The organism is Dyadobacter sp. (assembly GCF_051859145.1).
In the GTDB taxonomy this organism is placed as follows: domain Bacteria; phylum Bacteroidota; class Bacteroidia; order Cytophagales; family Spirosomataceae; genus Dyadobacter.
In genome coordinates, this window is record NZ_JBHYGF010000602.1 from 1 (window position 1) to 18095 (window position 18095).

Sequence of the window (18095 nt, forward strand, 5' to 3'; positions counted from 1 at the left end):
AAAGCGTTTCAGTAGCCGGTACTACGCACACAGCAGACGTGAAGCCAGGCGGCAACAAAGCATTGCTTACCCTGTCCGACGGCTCGGCGATTGCGCTGGACCAGGTAGAAAGCGGCTTTGTCGCGAGACAAGGTAATGCCGAAATCAGGAAAGCACAGGAGGGTATCCTGGTGTACAACGCAAAAGCAGACGAACGAACCGGTACGATCAGCATGAACACGCTATCGACCCCGAAAGGCGGCCAGTACCAGGTGCGCCTGCCCGACGGCAGCAAGGTGTGGCTGAATGCGTCTTCGTCGATCCGGTTCCCGTCGGCATTTGCAGCTTCGGAGCGGAAGGTTGAGATTACCGGCGAAGCTTATTTCGAAGTTGCCAAAGACAAGCGCAAACCGTTCAGGGTGAAGTTCAACCAATCGGAAGTACTGGTACTAGGCACCAGCTTCAACATCATGGCGTACCCTGAGGAAGGCGCTTCCAGAACAACGCTTGTGGAGGGTTCTGTCGACATCAAGAATGTAGGCCAGAATGCCCGCCTCAAACCTGGCCAGCAGGCTGCGATCCTGGCCACGGGGCAGATCAAAACAAAGTACACACCTGTTGAAGAAGCAGTTGCGTGGAAGAACGGCGAGTTCTACTTCCAGGATGCGAGCGTGGAAGAAGTAATGCGCCAGCTATCCCGCTGGTATGATGTCAGGATCAATTACAATGGAAAAATTCCCCTGAAACAGTTCACGGGACGCGTGTCAAGGCAGGTTAGCCTGTCGGAAATTGTAGGTATGCTCCGGTATGCGGGTGTAAACTGCAAGCTGGATAACAAGCAGATCATCATCGACCAATAAGCGCGTATATAGTATTACGTTTAAACTATCCTAAACCTTTAATTTTTATGAAAAACCACTACTTACCCTGCCTGGCAGGTCGTAAGCGGCCTTATCTTGCTGCACAAATTTGTATCGCGATGACCCGGATAATGCTTTTGCTGATCGTAACACTCTCGCAGGTCACGGCTGATGGTTTCAGCCAGAAGATTTCGATCCATGCGAAAAACACACCGCTGAAAAGCGTCCTGAAAACGATTGAGAAGCAAACGAATTACCTGTTTTTGTACGACAAGCTCGACCTGCCCGAAGGCCAGAAAGTCTCGGTAAAGGTGAAGAATGCAGATATCGACCAGGCGCTCGGCGCTGTGTTCCAGGATCTTCCGGTCTCTTACAAGATTTTCAACCAGAACATTGTACTGAAAGCAGTCCCTAAAAGACAGTCACAGGAAAATCTGGTACCTGTAAAAACGCCGGAGATCAAACCGAATATCCAGCTCAACTACCGGAGCATTGAAGAGCCGCCACACAGCCTCGACCGGCTGATCCGCGGAAGGGTAACCGACGAAAACGGCAACCCTTTCCCGGGCGTGAGCATTCTCGTGAAAAACACCCAGAACGGGACTACTTCCGATGCCAATGGAGAATTCAGGCTGAATATACCTGAAACAGCTGCGCAGGAGTCGCTGGTTTTGATCGCCAGTTTTGTAGGGTATAAAAGCCAGGAAATTGCTGTCGGCAGCAGGCAGGAAATCAGTTTCGGCATGTCGGTGGACACCAAATCGCTGAATGACGTGGTTGTAGTCGGCTACGGTACCCAGAATAAAAGCAGCATTACGGGCTCGGTAGCTTCGCTGCCGATGAAAAGTATTTCGAATCAGCCGGTTACCAGCCTTGACCAGGCGCTGGGCGGACAAATTGCAGGTGTGAATGTAGCGCAAACCAAAGGCGCGCCGGGCGGCGGGGTGTCGGTGCGTGTGCGCGGAACAGGATCAATAGGCGCCGGTAATGAGCCGCTTTATGTAATTGACGGTTTTCCCGTATCCGCCGATTTCAACGGCAGCTTCAATGCACTTTCCACCATTAACCCCAGCGACATTGAATCCATCGAGATATTGAAAGATGCCTCTGCGGCGGCCATTTACGGTTCGCGGGGAAGTAACGGGGTGGTACTGGTTACTACCAAGCGCGGTAAGTCGGGCAAGTCGGTCGTGCAGTTCGATGCTTACTTCGGAGTTCAGGAAGTGGCGAACAAGATTGAAATGCTGGATGCCAGCGAATATGCAGCCTTTAACACCGAAGCACGGAACAATGCGTGGGTAGACCGCGGCGGCAAAGCTACCGACCCAAACAGCGCGCGTCCAGCCAATTTACAGATCCCTGAAATGTTCCAGAACCCGCAGTCGCTCGGCAAAGGTACCGACTGGCAGGATGAGGTTTTTGTAACTGCGCCCATTCAGAATTACCAGCTCTCGATAGCGGGCGGAACTGACAAAACGCAGCTTTTTATGTCAGGCGCCTATTTCCGCCAGGATGGTATCGTGATGAATACGGGCTTCGACCGCTACTCGGCACGCATTAACCTGGATCACCGCGTTTCTAAAAACGTGAAGGTTGGAATGAACTTATCGCCTTCATTTTCGTCCAATAAACTATTGCCGGTTGAAGACCAGGTTTTTACAGGCGGGATACTCGGCTCGGCGCTGTCGCTCCCTCCTACCGTACCTGTTTACAATCCCGACGGTTCTTTCACTACTTTACTCGGGCCTTCACCTTATAATATCGGTGTGATTGACAACCCGGTTGCAATTGCCAGCAAAATCAAAGACAAAAAGTCCTTTTTCAGAACGCTGGGCAATGTGTATGCCGAGATCGATATCATTGACGGTCTGAAATTCCGCACTTCTTTTGGTCTGGATTATGCCGATTCGCGGCAAGCCGCTTTTTACCCGTCCAACCTGGGCTGGAACGGAGTACCTGCTCCGGTGCAGGCGCGCGCCACGGCAAGCAGTATCCGCGACCTCAACTGGCTTAATGAGAATATCCTGACTTATAAAAAGACATTTAACGAAAAACACGAGCTCGATCTGCTGGCTGGTTTTACCTCCCAAAAAGCCAAGTCTGAATATTCCTCCATGTCTGCCACCAACTTCCCGACTGACCTCGTACCTACCCTCAATGCTGGTCAGGTGACTGCCGGTGGAACGGGCGTTTCGGAATGGTCGCTGCTGTCGTACCTGGGTCGTGTTAACTACACTTTTGCAAGCAAGTACCTGCTTTCTGCGACGGTCCGCCGCGATGGTTCTTCCCGGTTTGGCGCGCGTAACAAATGGGGTACATTCCCTTCTGCTTCGGTGGGCTGGTACCTGTCGGAAGAAGAATTCATGAAAGGCCAGCAAGTGGTAACCGACCTTAAATTCCGTGCGAGCTACGGTTTGGCGGGTAATAATACGATCGGTAATTACAATCACATTGGTCTGCTTTCCAACCGCCGGTACAGCCTGGGCGCGGGCACAGGCACTCTCGCTTATGGACTATATCCAGGCTCCATTACCAACGAGCAGCTTGGCTGGGAAGTTATGCACCAGCTGGATATCGGGGTTGATTTCGGGATTTTGAGAAACAGGCTGACATTCACCATTGATTATTATAACAAAAACACCACCGACCTGCTGCTGAATGTACCAGTACCTGCCTCCACCGGCTACGAAACGGCACTACAGAATATCGGCAAGCTGAACAACCGCGGCTGGGAATTCAGCGTAAACTCTAAAAATTTCACAGGTGCATTCAAATGGTCGACAAGCTTCAATATCTCTTTCAACAAGAACAAGGTTGTCAAGCTCGGCCCGTCAGGCAATGCGATTATCTCGAAAAGTCCTTCTTTCAGTCCAAATACGCACATTACAAAGATCGGTTCGCCTATCGGCAGCTTCTGGGGATATGATGCGATTGGTGTGTACCGCGATGCGGAAGATGTGAAAAACAGTCCGGTGGTACAGGGAAGCACAGGCTCCCGCCCGGGCGACCTAAAATTCCGCGACATTGATGGCGACGGCGTAATCACGCCAAGTGACGTTACCATTATCGGCGACAACAGTCCTGACTTTTTCTACGGTATCACCAACAATTTCAGCTATGGAAGACTGAACCTCAGCATTCTTGCCGACGGCGTGCAGGGTATCCAACTGCTGAACGGATCGCGCAGAAACATCGGTCTGGTGAATGGAAGTTACAGCCGCAAGGATGTACTCGGCCGCTGGCAGTCGCCCGAAAATCCTGGTGATGGCCGCACGCCACGCGCCAATGTGTCGCCCACCGGAGGAAATGTGAGCTATGTATCGAGCCTGCTTGTGGAAGACGCTTCTTTCTTCCGCATCCGGAACGTGAACCTGCGGTATGCATTGCCAGAGAAAGCTGCCAAAGCCATTTTTATGCAGCAGGCAAGTGTAAGTCTTTCAGTTCAAAATGCATTGACTTTTACAAAATACCTGGGTTATAACCCTGAGCAAAGCCTGAACGGAAGCAGCTCACTAACACCCGGCGTGGATTTCAACGGCTACCCGCTGGCACGTACCTACACCCTCGGCGTAAACCTCACATTTTAACTAAAGCCATCATGAAACTCTATAAAATAACACTTGCCTCACTGGTATTTTTATCCGCCGGCTGCTCCGATTTCCTTGATCTTTCACCAAGAGATACAGCCAACGTCGGAAACTTTTACAAGAATGCCTCCGATATGCAGGCTGCGCTCACGGCGGCTTACGGAATGCTCGCCTCGCCGGGGGAATACGGGTATGCCTACTACAATGTTTCAGAAGTACGGTCCGACAATACGATGAACTGGGAGGGCGGCGGCAACCTGCCCGATGCAGAGCTGGACCAGTTTAAAATGTCGTCGACAAACGAGATTATCCGCCTGATGTGGATCGATACTTACCGCGGTATCCTCGCCTGCAATGCGGTGCTGGACCATATTGGCGGCGCAACGATGGACGATGCAATGCGCCAGCGTCTCATAGGTGAAGCAAAATTCCTGCGGGCGCTGATGTACTTCAATATGGTACGCACCTTTGGCGACGTGCCGCTGGTGTTGTCTGAAACCAAATCCGTCGACGAAGGTTACAGCCAGGCGCGCGTGCCGCAGTCGGAAGTGTACGCGCAGATTATCACAGACCTGACAGAGGCAGCGGCGCAGCTTCCACTTACTTATTCGGGAAATGATGTTGGAAGAGCGACGAAAGGCGCTGCTAAAGCATTGCTCGGCAAGGTATATCTCACGGTACGGGATTATGCCAAAGCGAGGGATATCCTGAAAGAGGTAATCGCGCAGGGTACATATAAGCTGCTTGACGATTATGCTGCATTATGGCCGGCTGCGAATGCGAACAATCAGGAATCGATTTTTGAAGTTCAGTTTAAAAAAGGCGGAACGGGCACGGGGAGCAGCTTTTACAACAACTTTTCACCCCGCAACTCAGGTAGCTCCGTGATCCAGGTTGGGTTTGCAGGCGGACGGAATATTCCTACCACCGACCTGATCAATGCTTACGAAGCCGGTGACGCGAGGAAGGCAGCCTCTTTGGCGGTGGGTTATACGGATAATACCACAGGCAAGTTCGTTGCCGATCCCTACACTTTGAAGTACCGCGATACGCCGTTTGCCGAAGGCGATGCCGATAACAACTGGGTTGTTTTAAGATATGCGGACGTGTTATTAATGTACGCCGAGGCAATTAACGAGGCAGGAAATGGACCTACCGCAGAAGCTTACGAGGCAATTAATGCGGTGAGAAAGCGCGCCAAACTGCCAGTACTGCCCGCGGGCTTGTCGAAAACTGCCTTTGCACTTGCAGTTGAGCACGAGCGGCAGGTAGAGCTTGCTTTGAAGGCCACCGTTGGTTTGACCTCGTGCGCACGGGGCGCGAGGTAGCCGTGATGAATGCACATTTTAATGCACCGGTAGTCGCCGAGTTCAATGCTGTGTTCCCGATCCCGCAGACGCAGATCGACGTGAACCCTGCGGGTATCAAACAAAATCCCGGCTATACATTCTGATTTTTGACCCTGAATCCTATTCAATATGAAGAGTAATGCATTATTGCGCACGCTGCTGATCGTTTCCGCTGCATTTGCAGGCCGGCTTTCAACTGCTGCAAATGAAGAGTTGCGTGTTCCTGCAGTGCAGGCAGATACAGTAGCGATGCCCAAAGTTTTTATTAATACGGGTTTTGAAAATGCATCTCCCATGAACTGGGAAATCGATGCGGAGGGGCGGGTACTGGGCAGCCTGGTTTACGACCACGAGCGTTTTGCGCACAATCGCGCGAACAACCACTGGCATTTCAGGGTGGAGGCGCAAACGGGAATGGAGGTAACGGTGATCCTGCAAAACTTCGATAACATCTGGAACAATACCCACGCCAGCCCGATTTCCAAACAGTCGCCGATCGTGGTTTCCTTTGACAACAAAACCTGGGAAACGCGCCCGGCGGAATTCCTGTCCGATAACCGTTTACAGATCAAGCTGAAAATGAATGGGCCGAGTGTTTACATTGCCAGTATAGAACCCTACCGCATCAGCGATCTGGATAAGTTTTTGGCCAGAATCAAAAGTAACAAGCTGGTAAAAGTGGAACGCATCGGACAAACTTCCGAAGGCCGCTCGCTGGAAATTATTACAGTCGGGAATGAAAAAGCGCCTAAAAAACTCTTTCTCCGCGGTCGCGCGCACGCATTTGAAGCTGGCGGTAACTGGACACTCGAAGGCTTCGTCGACAGGCTTTTACATAACGATGAAGCGTCGAAAAAATGGCTGAAAAGGTACTGTGTGTACATTTTACCTATGGCTAATAAAGACGGGGTGGCACGCGGAAAAACGCGCTTCAATGCGAACGGTTACGACCTCAACCGCAAGTGGGACAAACCCGCCGACTCGCTGATCGCACCCGAAAACTTCTACCTTGAAAAGTGGCTGCGCAAAATGGTCGACACGAAGAAAAAGCCCGACCTCGCGCTGGATGTACACAATGACAATGGCGGCAACCTGCACGTTAGTCGCCCAGATGGTGATATCCGCGCCTATCTTGCAAATATGGCCAGACTGGACACGCTGCTGAGAAAGCATACCTGGTACACCGAAGGCTCAACCAAACCCGGCTTTCGCAACCCCGGCACACTGGGCGAGGGTTTTATGGAGAGGTTTGGCATTGAAGCCGCCGTTTATGAGCTCAATTATGAATGGGTGGAAGGTTTGAAGAAAGCTCCGGTTGCCAAAGACTGGCTGTTGCTCGGAAGCCAGCTGCCGAATGTTTTTTATGATTATTTCGAAGACCGCCCGGCGAAATGAGAAAGTGGCTCTTTGGCTTTTGCGTGGTAGCAGCCGGGTTGGCAATCTGCCTGCTTTCGGCGGGTTACCGCGCATTCAGAAGCGACTTTCCGGCAAAATTTGAAACTGAAAACTACGCGCTCGACTCGACGCTCCTGAAACTGGAAACCGTGGCCACCAACCTGAATGTGGTGTGGGATATGGCGTGGGGACCCGATAACTGGATCTGGTTTACAGACCAGGACGGAAAAGTAAGCCGGCTCAACCCTAAGACGGGACAGATCATCGACATTTTGAAGATTGACGATTATTATCGCAAGCGGCTGGGGCTGATGAGCATGGTACTGCACCCCGACTGGCAGAAATACCCGCACGTTTTTATCAATTACAGCCACATTCAGAGCGATTCGGCGATTGTATCAAAGCTGGTCCGCTATACTTACAATGGAAAAAAGCTGGTAGCGCCCAAGCTGCTTTACCAGATCCCGGGCTACCTGGGCCACAACGGATCGCGGCTGGTGATCAGCAAAGACCGGAAAATCCTTTGGGCAACGGGTGATCTGAAACACAAGGAAACGATCCAGGATCCGGCATTTGCCAATGGAAAAGTGCTGCGTCTCAACCTCGACGGCAGCATTCCCAAAGATAACCCCTACCCCGGAAGTCCCGCCTGGGCAATGGGCTTCCGTGTGCCGCAGGGACTTACCTACTCGGCTAACGGAAATCTCTTTATCGCCGAGCACGGCGACGCGACGGACGACGAGGTGAACCTGGTACAAAGAAGAAAAAGCTACGGCTGGCCCGCCATTGCGGGCTTTTGCGATCTGCCGGAAGAGCGGGATAACTGCCCCGACTCGGCTGTTGCGCCGGTAAAAGCATGGACCCCCACGATTGCGCCGGCCGGAATGGATTATTACAAAGGCAATATCCCCGAATGGAACAATGCACTACTGCTCACGACCCTGAAAGACCAGAGCCTGCGGGTGCTCAAACTGGATGCGAAGCAGCAGCAGGTTACCGGTGAGGACATTGTTTTCAGCAAAAAGTACGGCAGGCTACGTGATGTGTGCGTTTCGCCCTCGGGAGAGATTTACATTTCCACCAGCAACCACGACTGGAATCCGGCCCCCAATTTTCCGGTCAAAACCGACGACCGCATAATCCGGATTACCCGCGCCGGTACGATCCCGAAATCTGCCCGGACTGCCGGCAAGACTACACAAAATGAAGTCAGCGACGCTGCTTCCTTGTATGTGAACTTCTGCGGATCCTGTCACAAGGCGGACGGAAAAGGTGTACCGGGCTCATTTCCCTCACTCGTCACGTCCAGGCGGCTGGCTGGCGAAAAGAATGCATTGATCCGCTTTATCCTGAAAGGTTCACAATCACCAACCGGCGAGGCGATGCCTGCATTCAGCTTTTTGACAGATGAACAACTTGCGTCAGTAAGCAGCTATGCCAGGAAGCAATTTGCAAGGGTTTCAGATGAAATCAGCGCGGCCGATGTGGCCAGGGTGAGGTAGGCTATTTATTTGATTTCAAAAATAGAAAGTACTTCCATTTTCATAGTTTTTATAATCAGAACGAATTGAAAGTTGCATTCTATTTTAAATTCATTTTAATTAGAGAACATATCTCATTTACATTCGAATCGTAATTAATTGGTAATTATAATTAAGTTCAATAAAAATAGATCGGCACATCATTGCCGGTCTATTTTTGTTAAATTTCTTCTCCATTCCAACGCTGATGTTTTGCAGTTGCATTAGATTTTGTAATAGAAATTGATATAAAGCTTGATTAGTTTATTCTACACTAATACATCTTTATCAGCAACTTACAAAACTTTACCCCTACTTTCCGTTTCTTTCTACAATACGCATAATGTGAAAACAGCTGCTGTGTAGTAAAACTTCTAGCTGTTTTAGAGATGCGTCCAAATTGGCCATTTCTGCTCCAACAAACTCTCCCGGTGCTGGAAAAAAAACTAGTTTTGGCAATCAAAGTAACTCGCAATGTATTTCTACACAACACACGTTTCTTTATTGTTTTATTAGTTGAATTAGTTATGAAAACAACATCTACAAAATCAATTATGCTAAACCTGGCGCTGTCGCTGGGTTTGCTAACTGCCGGTACTGGCGCCTTTGCGCAGTCGCTGCCGGTACTTCCATCACCAAACCACGAATCTGATCACACTGCACTTATTAATGGTGTCGTAACGGTTAACGGAAGCGCACAACAAGTTGCCGGCGTTGTAGCCAGACTGAGCCGCGTCATTCCAGGTTCGCCTGAAACGCTGGTGCCTGTCTCCTACGCCATGTCGGATGCAAACGGCGCATTTACATTGACAGGTCAGCCTGGTGTTACTTACCGCATCAGCTATGAATTCCCTACCGCCGGTTTCACTGCACCACAGGGAAATCCTTCCGACAGCTTCACAGCAGCAGACGGTGTAAATGCAGCACCGAATGGTGGCATCGAGCTATTCAGAAATTTAAATACCATCACAAACTGTAATGTAACCGCACGCCAGGCAACAGACTGGACAACAACCATTCAGGTTGCCAAAGCGGAGCAAATCAATCCAAGCGCTATCCTCAATAGTGTCACCGTTTTCGGCTCCACACTGGCGGCGCATCCGATGATCGAGGTTATTGCAACAACCGCTTCCAATGTGCGTGCACTGCGGGTAGGTGCGGCCATTGACCTTGACGGTCCCAGCTATTTTCAATCACTGGAAGCAGTGAAAAACTTCGCAGGCGCACCCACTGCCCAAAACATTGTGCTGAATGCAGATCAAACGCTGACCTACTATGATATCAGCTCTGCGGGCACATCAAACCAGGCGTTGAGCTCGGTACCTGTGGAATATACAGGCAGCGGTAATGTTACTTTCAACGCCAATGCGTATGGTTCAAAAACAATCACGACGACAGGTGGTAACACTTCCAGCATGGAGCAAACCTTTGCATCTGCGGGAGTTTGTCTCACTTATACTTACAACATAGACCCGCTTCCTGTTACATTAACCTCATTCTCGGCGACAAAATCGGCTGAAAATGTGAAGAGCACGAAGCTGGAATGGAAAACAAGTGCGGAAACGCAAAGTGACCGTTTCGAAATTCAGCGGAGTAACGATGGTAAAGCTTGGGAACAAATTGGTACCGTGCTTGCCAAAGGTGAAAGCAGCATTATCACACACTATGAATTTGCAGACGAAAATCCATTTGCGGGAGAAAACCTCTACCGCCTGAAAATGGTAGACGCGGACGGAACTTTTGCTTTGAGTTCAGTAAGAAATGTCCGGTTTGAAATGACCAGTCAGGTAGTGCTGCACCCGAACCCTGTCCGGGATATGCTGACTGTCAAAAGCAATACCCCAGACCATGTTGCGGAGGTCACCATTTACAACCTGACGGGTATCCCGCTTTTCTCGAAAAGGGTAAATAACGGCGATAATAAAATCGATATGTCGCGCTTGTCTCCCGGCTTGTACATGGTGAAAACTATTTCAGATAATGGATCTTACCATACTCAGAAAGTGATTGTTACAAAATAAGTCCGTGCGATTAGGGACACCAATTTTAACGTTGAGTAAAATTTTACACCTCCTGAAAATTTTTTAGGAGGTGTTTTGTACATTTTGATTAACCCACGTTTCATTTGAGTTCGAAATGAGAGTACTGATCATCGATGACCATCAATTGGTTTATCTTGGATTAAAATTAATTATTGCCGAAATATATCCGCAATCAGAGGTATTTCAGGCTTTAACATTTGAAGAAGGATTAGCATTTTTATCGATTCATAAACTGGATCTTATTGTACTTGATATTGGAATTCCGGATGGTGAAAATGAGAAAATGATTGCGAGGATCAATAGCATCGACAATCAGGTACGAATTCTGATTAATACCGGATTTGATGAAAAAATATATGCAGCAACTTATCTGCGCGCAGGAGCTGATGGATTCATTTCAAAAAATGCAGATTCGGATACTTTGAAGAGTGCATTGATATTAATGGCGAAGAAGAAAAAATACATTAACCCCGAATTACTCTACACTACCAATAACGAACCCAATTTAATAAGAATCAAAGGATCAATAACATTATCTCCGATTGAAACGCGTGTGGCTGAACTGTTACTTGAAGGAAAATGGCTGAAAGAGATAGGCGCTATTCTCGACATATCCCCCTCAACAGTCAGCACGCATAAACAAAGAATTTTCACAAAACTCAATGTAAATAATATCATTGACCTTGCACGGAAATTCAATTTGTTAAAGCGATGAAATGCATTGAAATGTAAATTGAAAGTGGTAATTAAAATCTGGAACTGCCGCTGCTTGTGTGGCAGGCTGGTACATTCCCGGTACTTGTCTTAACTTTACCGGACTACCAACACGTTTCACAAATTGAAAAACAAAAAAACCCTTTTCGCTCTGCTGCTGGCCGCTTTGCTGGGCTATATCATTTACGATTCCACATCACAGCCGGGTGTCAGCGACCTGGACGGCAACTTCAAAGAGGCGGCTGTTTACCGAAACGAGAACAACACCGGCCCTATCGTGCGGATTTATGCAGTGACAGTGGAAGGTACCCCCTGGGAAGAAATGGAAAAGTACGGTGCACTGATGCCTTACAACAAATACGGCAGTACGACAGTATACTTTTTCGACGCCTCCAAGCCCGCCCCTACCAAGCTGATCCCCATCGAACCCAACTTCGATCCCGCTTTCAGGGCCAATTGTATAGCTGTTTATACCAAAGACCAGAATGGATCGGTGACTTTCAGGAAATCGCCGCTGTGAGTGATGTGATTTGCTCGTTAACATTCAAACAATCAGTAGATTGCCATACCAAACTTCTTATCTGGCAAAACGCTGCTTATGAGATCTTTCTTCTGCTTTATGCTACTTGGTGCCATGTTCGCCTGCGACAAAAGTGGCCCTTCGTACACCATCATTCCGACTGGTGGAAATACGCCTGGCGGAGCAGTTAACCCTGTTGTCGAAATCGACCCTACCAGGTTTGACAAACCTGAATTTGGTGATCCGGCTACAACAATGCGCCAGTTTCCCTACGGACCTGGAAAAGCATATTCCGGCGATGTCCGGCTGGTAGCAACAAAGAGCAGAGGACTCCGACACGAGCAATTTATATACGATAAATCAGGGAAGTTAGTCGAAAAGAAAAGGTATGCGGGCGATGGGAAACATGTTTATACATCACACAAGTATGAGTATCATACAAATGCAGGCATTGCAAAGATCGAATACTGGATCAATATCATCGGGATCATGCCGGAAGGTTATCCTACTACCGATGAGCTATACTTCGCTAGTTCGACAACATTTGAGAATGGCTATGTAGAGGGTACTTATGACAAAGTCAGTCAGCGTACAGAACGGCAGGGAAGTTACTATTCCCCTGAGCCGGTGGAACTTGGTTTCGACAAAAAGGGCAGGCAGGTTTGGGAAGGGAGGACGCAGGACAAATCCCATTATTTTTCATATACCGTAATAGAAAGGGCCGATAACGGGAACATAGTGAGTATTAAGAACCGCTATTATACAGATTACAAGTCAGGAAATCAGACGGTTTATACTTACGACGACAAAAAGAACCCCTACTACACCACAGGCGACCCTGCTGATTGGAGCAACCTGAACATCAATAATGTGATTGCTGCCAGATTCACCAACAATCAAAAAAATAGCCAGACTTCTACATTCGAATACACCTATCGCCATGACGGTTATCCCCAATACCAGATCGATCCGGTCAGCAAGAAGGTTTTAATGGAATTCATCTACAATAAATAGGGCAGGTCAGCGGGAAAAACTATTTGATTCCTTCTACAAGAAACCTGCGGAACTCCGAGTCAATCTGGAAATGGGTTACGCCGAGTGAAAGCATTCGGCGGCAATCTCTGGCAGCGTCGGCCAGCATATTGGCGGATTGCCGGTAATGGTATTTGTTGATCGCGGCCACAGTCATAATCCCCTTCGAGCGCGCCCATTGTATGTCTGCTTCGTTCAGCTTGGCAGGTCGCTCGAAGAAGAAGTAGTCGGTTACCTTGTAACCGGACTTTTGCAGGTTGGCTTCCAACTGTGCGCGGGAGCAGCTGAGCCTGATTTTGCCTGTAAAAAAATCAGTTGATTCGTCAGTACCGATCATCAGGGCGGTTCCACGGAGCTGGTACTTATCCAGCAGGTTTGTCAATTTTGTAAAAAGGGCAGTATCGAGACCGGCTATTTTGTTGTCGAGCATAATTCCAAGCTTGTTCTCAGCGCAGAAGCGCAGAATATCTTCCAGCAGCAGCGGACTGTTTCCGTCGAGGCTGCTTTTCAGCTGGCTTATCTCCTGCCAGTTTGTATCAACTACCTTTTTATCAACGCCGTAAAATCTTCTGAAATCCGCATCGTGATTGGCAATGAGCACGCCGTCTTTGGTAACTCTTACATCGGTTTCGATGAGCTTGTACCCGTCACGTACCGCCGCTTTGAGGGCCGAAATACCATTTTCGGTAAAAGAGCTGTCCACTACCCCACCCCGGTGTGCGATCAGGGTCAGCTGGGTACTTTGAGAAAAGCAGCTGAAAATCTGGAAAAAGAATGCGGCTGCAAATGCCAGTTTGAACTTCATGGATGAGAAAGTCGGGAATGCTCCCGTTGCTATTTTGACAACCGCAAAATGGACACTTAGCTGCTTTTCTCAAAGCTTTTTGAAAACCTTAATGATTTGATGACAGCTTCATCAGCACCAATCCCGCTACGATCAATACTACTGCCAGCACGCGCATGAATGTAAGTTGCTCGCCCAAAAATGCGATGCCCAGAATGAACGCGCCTATTGCGCCGATCCCAGTCCAGATCGTGTAAGCGGTACCTAGCGGCAGCGAGCGCATTGCGGCAGCGAGCAGTGCGAAACTGGCGGCCATCGCCACCAGTGTGACAATCGAGGGAACCAGCCGCGAGAAACCCTCCGACTGCTTCATTGAATAAGACCAAACTACTTCCAGTAAACCGGCTACAACCAGATAAATCCAGGCCATGACAAATTATTATTAGCCGGGCCGTCCCGATCGGTTTGCCAATATGGCGAGGTCGTCCTCTACGCCGGCGCTGGCCGGACATCTTGCCTTAAACAATAATGCAGGCTGCCGAATAGTTCATTTGTTTGGGTAAAAAGCTTCGCAGCAATTAATGAAAAGCACATTCAGCGCTCATTCATTTTGCAAAGCCTGCACAGGGTTGCCGGTCGCAACGCGGTAAGTTCTGGTGCTGATAATCAGTCCGCCGAGCAGCAGCAGCACACCCACGCAGAGCCCGAAGGTCTCGAAGCCGATAGACACGTGATAAGCGAAATTGAACAGGAATGCAAAACCGGCCATGTACCCGAGCGGCAGTGCGATAATGGCGGCGATTAAAAGCAATTTGACAAAATCACGAGACAGCAGCCAGATGATCTGCGCGACCTCCGCGCCCATCACTTTCCGTATTCCTACTTCTTTAATGCGGGTTTGGGTATTGTAAGTCACCATTCCAAGCAGGCCCAGACAGGCGATTGAAAACGATATCCCCAAAAGCAGCCCCATAAAGCTGAGGTCGTCAAAATGGGAATGGCGGCGGTAAAGAAAGTCGTCGTACCACTCGCCTTCGAAGGATGCGTACGGACTGTTTTTCTTCCAGATCGCCTTTATACCTGCAAGCACTTTCTCCTCTGCGCCGGGTGCAACCGCGACGTGCATATAGCCTAGTCCGTTGGTTTGCTGGCGCAGTACGAGCGGCATAATTTTCCAGTTGAAGCTGGTAAACCGAAAGTCCCTGAGCACACCTGCTACCTGTACTTCCGTGCTGTCGTCAAGCCACAAAGATTTACCTACGGCTTCTGCATTGTTGCCGAGATTGAATTTGCGGACTGCTTCCTCGTTGATAAAAACAAACCTGCCGGAAGCAGATCCATTTGGCAGATTTTTGCCCACCAGGAGCGACAGGTTCAAAGCCGGAATGAAGTCTGGTGCTACATTGAAAATAAAACTGCTGGCTGAGTTGACAGCTCCGCGACTGGTTTTTATCTGGCTGGTTTGTCCGTAGTGACCAAAAGGCTCCGAGATACCTGACACCTGTTCCACTCCGGCCAGTTTGCCCGCTTCATTTGAAAGCCGCTCGTAAGAAAGCGCGTTAAGCGGAATGTTGAGGACGTTTTCACTCCGGAACCCATAGTCTCCAGTCGCCATGTAATTCTGCTGGCGCATTACTGTGACCAGTGTGATCATCGCAATGAGCGAAATTGCAAATTGGACTACAATCAATGTTTTACGTAGCGAAATGCCTTTGATTACTTTCAGCCCGTTCTGGCTGCGCAGTACCTCCGCCGGTTGAAAACCTGAAAGTACGCGTGCGGGAACAATGCCTGCGAGCAGCCCCGTAACGATGCTGAATGCGATAATAGCACCCCAGAGTTTCCAATCCCACGCTACCCCGCCGATCAGCCACTGCTGCACAAAGCTCATCGGCCGTACGATTTCGAGCATCAGGTAAGCCAGCGCCAATGCAAGCAGCGAAAGGATAACCGACTCTGCCATAAACTGACCGAGCAGCTGCCAGCGGAGTGCGCCCGATGTTTTCCGGATCCCTACCTCCCGCGCCCGGCTCATGGAACGCGCCAGTGTTAGGTTAATGTAGTTGAAAGCCGCCATCAGCAGCGTGACCAGGCCGACTCCCATTTCACCCATCAACCCGCTGATCTGCGGCTCGTAGGTGCTGTACATAAGGTCTTCTGTTGACGGGGAAATGCTTTTCAAAGCCTGTGCGCGAAACCCGAGCTGGCTGGTGGGACCTGTACCCAGCGCGGCGCTGCCTGTTTTTGCAACAGCCGGCAATATGCTGTTCAGCTGCTCCTGCGTTGTTCCGCGTTTGAGCAGCACGTAAGTGTAGCCTTTTGAAACTTCTTTCCAATCATCGTTCCCATCGAATGCGCTGAGCTGATCTTCGGTGAGCGCAAACAGGATTTCGAAACGCAAATGCGAGTGCGACTCGGGATTGGCGACCACGCCTGTAATAATAGAAGTACCCGTTCCCTCCTGGTCGAGTACCTGACCGATCGGGTTCATTTTACCAAAAAGCCTTTCAGCCGCTTTCTGACTGATGACCGCGTTGCCGGGTTTGGAAGGGTATTGACCTGAAACCAGCGGGTAACTGAATAGTTGAAAGAACGATTGATCTACGGCAAACGTCAGAAAATCGAGCTTCCTGGAATTGGCAGTCACCTGCCCGTATGTACGCGCGGCGCGGGCTGACTTTTCAATGATCCCGTAATTATTTTCCAGCGCGCCTGCCAGTGGCAAAGGTGAAGTGGCAAATGCCGTTTTATCGTTTGTTCTGCTGGTTGCATCCGTGATAATGCGGTAAATGCGGTCAGCGTTAGAATGGAAATGGTCGTATTCCAGCGCGCCTTTGATGTGGGCAATTGCAAGGAAACAAACCATTAACCCGGAGGCAAGCCCGAAGATATTGATGAATGCAAACAGACGCTGCTTCCAGATATTCCGGACTGCTATCTTGACGTAGTTTCTCAGCATGAAAAAGGAATTGGTATAAACCTGTTACAATGAAGTAAAAGTTTATACCAATCGAAAAAACCACCCTTAAACAATGCAGCGCACGTTTTCACATCCCTACACTGTACGATTCCGAACGTAAACCGTTCACTTTTTCAAGGTCTCAAACCGCGTCCGCTCGGTCTTGGTGAAGTCTACATACCTGTATTTTTCCAGTACCGAAGTTTCAAGGGTTAGCTTGTAAATGCCCCAGGGATACCTGGCTTCCGTTTTCACGCTTTCCTTTTTGGCCCGGCCCGTGCTTTTGGTTGTTTTTGCATAAAACTCTTTCATTACCCGCCCGTCCATTTGCGGCGGTACCGGCATTCCATACAGGCTCAGCACAGTTGGCGCAATATCGATATTCGAAGTAGGGAGCTCGCCTGTGAATGCATCCTTGAAATCAGGCCCGTCGGCAAATAAGGCGATGTTGATTTCATACGGACTCGAACCACCGTGACCAGCCACGCCGCCGGAGAAATCAGTACCCGCGTAACCTTTTTCATTTTTATCATCATTCCAGTTGGGTGCGACCAGAATGTCGCCTGAGCGCGTCGGGTGGTTGTAATGAATGGCGTCGAAAGACAAGGTCCCCTCAACCCAGCCGGTCAGGCCGCCTTTCTTTTTAGGTTTTGTAAAAACAGCCCCGATCCAGTCTTCCTTATGCAAAGCAGCGACGATCTTTTTGATCACATTTTCGTCATGGTTTTTGACATAAACAGCTCCTTCCGAAATCACCACATCGTCGGATTCCTTGTCTTTCTTCAAACCTTCTGCGATAAGTAAATCGCTCAGATTTTGCTTGCCGGTGTGGGTTACAAAACCGTGATCCGTGGAAATGAGGATATTGTACTTTTCCCGCAAACCACGCGCCGAAAGCGAATCCTGTATCCTGCCAAACTGCGCGTCGACATACTTGATCGCCGCAACAGCCTGATCAGAACCGATCCCATAGCGGTGTGCCGCACCATCCGGGTCCGACATCCAGATCGCACTCACGAGCGGACCGTCATTTTTCAAACCATAATGCAACAATGCGTCTGTTACCCATTGATGTTTGATGAAAATGTCACCGGTACCTTTCGGCATCGGACCCAGCTCGGCCAGTACCTTGGTTTTTAAAGATTCGGGCAGGATCAGTTCGTGATTGATAATTCCTCCGCTCCCGATTGTATGATTTTGTAAAAAGGCCTGACCAGTGGTACCGGAACTGAAAACCATCATTTGCTCACCCACCGCTTCGAGCACTTCGCCCATTGAAACAGCAGTCAGCAGCTTGCCCGACTCCGATTCCTGCACTTTCATCAGATCCTCATAAGTAGTACCGATCGCTTTC

The 18095-nt window shown here is 49.5% G+C and carries 12 protein-coding genes and 1 pseudogene; 9 read left to right on the top strand and 4 right to left on the bottom strand.

Going from position 1 to position 18095, the window contains the following annotated elements; translation table 11 throughout:
* The 9 genes and pseudogenes from ACTIE6_RS26720 to ACTIE6_RS26760 all read left to right on the top strand — a co-directional run.
* Positions 1-839, top strand: an 839-nt coding sequence (locus ACTIE6_RS26720; RefSeq protein WP_439559540.1) for a FecR family protein, incomplete at its 5' end; no start/stop codon positions are given.
* 47 nt (positions 840-886) lie between these two features.
* The gene (locus ACTIE6_RS26725; protein WP_439559541.1) at positions 887-4426 is read left to right on the top strand and encodes a TonB-dependent receptor; all 3540 of its coding nucleotides are present in this window, start codon (positions 887-889) and stop codon (positions 4424-4426) included.
* Between the two features lie 11 nt (positions 4427-4437).
* Positions 4438-5879 (top strand): annotated as a pseudogene (locus ACTIE6_RS26730) (RagB/SusD family nutrient uptake outer membrane protein).
* Positions 5880-5904: 25 nt separating this feature from the next.
* A complete protein-coding gene (locus ACTIE6_RS26735; protein ID WP_439559542.1) occupies positions 5905-7170 on the top strand; it encodes a M14-type cytosolic carboxypeptidase in 1266 nt (421 codons plus the stop codon).
* A complete protein-coding gene (locus ACTIE6_RS26740) occupies positions 7167-8672 on the top strand; it encodes a PQQ-dependent sugar dehydrogenase (RefSeq protein WP_439559543.1) in 1506 nt (501 codons plus the stop codon). The genes ACTIE6_RS26735 and ACTIE6_RS26740 overlap by 4 nt, the downstream gene beginning before the upstream one ends.
* A gap of 545 nt (positions 8673-9217) precedes the next feature.
* On the top strand, positions 9218-10711 hold the full coding sequence (locus tag ACTIE6_RS26745) for a T9SS type A sorting domain-containing protein (protein WP_439559544.1): 1494 nt from the start codon (positions 9218-9220) through the stop codon (positions 10709-10711).
* 115 nt (positions 10712-10826) lie between these two features.
* Complete coding sequence (locus tag ACTIE6_RS26750; protein ID WP_439559545.1) at positions 10827-11447, top strand: response regulator transcription factor; 621 nt, start codon at positions 10827-10829, stop codon at positions 11445-11447.
* A gap of 123 nt (positions 11448-11570) precedes the next feature.
* Positions 11571-11966, top strand: coding sequence for a hypothetical protein (locus ACTIE6_RS26755; RefSeq protein ID WP_439559546.1), 396 nt, complete (start codon positions 11571-11573; stop codon positions 11964-11966).
* A 78-nt stretch (positions 11967-12044) separates the two neighbouring features.
* Positions 12045-12980 carry a hypothetical protein gene (locus tag ACTIE6_RS26760; RefSeq protein WP_439559547.1) on the top strand — a complete coding sequence of 312 codons (936 nt, stop codon included), beginning with the start codon at positions 12045-12047 and terminating at the stop codon, positions 12978-12980.
* Positions 12981-12999: 19 nt separating this feature from the next.
* Here the strand turns inward: ACTIE6_RS26760 and ACTIE6_RS26765 are convergent, their stop codons facing one another.
* From ACTIE6_RS26765 to ACTIE6_RS26780, 4 genes are all read right to left on the bottom strand, one after another.
* A complete protein-coding gene (locus ACTIE6_RS26765; RefSeq protein WP_439559548.1) occupies positions 13000-13803 on the bottom strand; it encodes a glycerophosphodiester phosphodiesterase in 804 nt (267 codons plus the stop codon).
* A gap of 88 nt (positions 13804-13891) precedes the next feature.
* On the bottom strand, positions 13892-14212 hold the full coding sequence (gene sugE / locus ACTIE6_RS26770; protein WP_439559549.1) for a quaternary ammonium compound efflux SMR transporter SugE: 321 nt from the start codon (positions 14210-14212) through the stop codon (positions 13892-13894).
* A gap of 171 nt (positions 14213-14383) precedes the next feature.
* The gene (locus tag ACTIE6_RS26775) at positions 14384-16741 is read right to left on the bottom strand and encodes an ABC transporter permease (protein ID WP_439559550.1); all 2358 of its coding nucleotides are present in this window, start codon (positions 16739-16741) and stop codon (positions 14384-14386) included.
* A 126-nt stretch (positions 16742-16867) separates the two neighbouring features.
* On the bottom strand, positions 16868-18095 hold a 1228-nt coding region (locus tag ACTIE6_RS26780; protein ID WP_439559551.1), incomplete at its 5' end, for an alkaline phosphatase family protein.